The sequence below is a fragment of the Rhizobacter sp. P3_B12 genome (genome assembly GCF_056402895.1).
This window is the reverse complement of the sequence record NZ_JBFUGN010001418.1, coordinates 1-1,154: the sequence shown is the minus strand read 5'-3', so window position 1 is coordinate 1,154 and position 1,154 is coordinate 1. Positions and strand designations below refer to the sequence as shown.

Below are 1,154 nucleotides of genomic sequence, written 5' to 3'. Positions count from 1 at the left end.
GTCGAAGGCCACGCCGAAGCCCTCGTGCACGAGGCCCGCGGCGGCACGCATCGCCGACTCGACGTTGGCTTCGTCGTCGACCATTGCGCGCAGCGTGACGTGCAGGCGCTCGGGCGTGAGCAGCTTGCCGCTGAGGCCGTGTTCGCTGCGCAGCCGGGTTGCCAGCTCGATGATGCGTTCTGCGACCTGCGGCGTGGGCCGCAGTGCGAAGAAGAGGCCCAGGTGCTGGGGCACCGGAGGGACGCGGCCCGCCTGAACAGGCGGCGGCGGTGGCGGCGGAGGCAACTCGTCGAACCCGGGCAAGCCGAACTGTTCCGGCCCGGAGCGGGCTTCTTTTTTCGTTCGCATCTATCGAGCACCCGCCTCAAGCAACGTGAAGTGGGTGCGGCCGATCAGCTTCCTGAAGTCACGATCGAAGCTCACGAGGTGTTCGCCCATGTGGACGACGGCCGCAGCCAGCCAGGCGTCCGGCAGAAGGTTGCCGCTGAGTTGCTTGTCCAGGCACAGTTGGCGCAGACGAGGCCACTCCGCGCCCTGCTCCGCCAGCCGGACACCCGGCACGGCGAGCAGCGCATCGACAAAATCGACCGCCTGCTCGATCGGCGTCGGAGCCTGGAAAATCCTGGGGCTGGTCACCAGCCGCAAGAAGCTGGCCACGACCATCGGCATCACTGTCAGGGTGGTTCCTGACGAAACCGCGGCGACGACCTCTTCGAGCCAGGTCCGGGCGGCGGCATGGTGAGGATGATCGCCACGGAATGCCGCGACCAGCACGTTCACGTCAGGCGTCATCGCCCAGCGCCTCCAGCAGCGACCTGTTGCTGAGCGGGTCGACACCTGCCACCAGTCCACCGCGCCCCTTGAACACCGGCAGACGCGACTTGCCTCGCGGCACCGCCGCCTGCTGCGCCCTCAGCCGCAGTTGCAGGCCCTCCTCGATCAGTCGCGTCAGCGTGGTTCGTTGCCGGGCAGCAAGCGCCTTGGYCGTGGCCAGCAGTTCATCGTTGATGTCGAGGGTCGTCTTCATCCAAAGATGATACAGATTTCTGTATCGGCTGCGCTAGTGCTCGGCCGCATCCCTCCCGCTTCCCTTGCGCGGCCACGGCAGCAGCATCCCCACCTGCTCCCGGTAGGCCCGGTAACGGTCGCCGAAC

Annotated in this window: 3 protein-coding genes; all 3 read right to left on the bottom strand. The window is 67.3% G+C overall.

The annotated features are described in order from the left end of the window. A partial coding sequence (locus AC1D01_RS35745; protein WP_477874417.1) for a 2'-5' RNA ligase family protein occupies positions 1–234 on the bottom strand: 234 nt, incomplete at its 3' end. Between the two features lie 114 nt (positions 235–348). Then, a complete protein-coding gene (locus AC1D01_RS35740) occupies positions 349–792 on the bottom strand; it encodes a TA system VapC family ribonuclease toxin (RefSeq protein WP_477874415.1) in 444 nt (147 codons plus the stop codon). Next, positions 782–1,027, bottom strand: a complete 246-nt coding sequence (locus AC1D01_RS35735; protein WP_477874413.1) for a DUF6364 family protein — start codon at positions 1,025–1,027, stop codon at positions 782–784. The genes AC1D01_RS35740 and AC1D01_RS35735 overlap by 11 nt, the downstream gene beginning before the upstream one ends. Positions 1,028–1,154 lie beyond the last annotated feature (127 nt).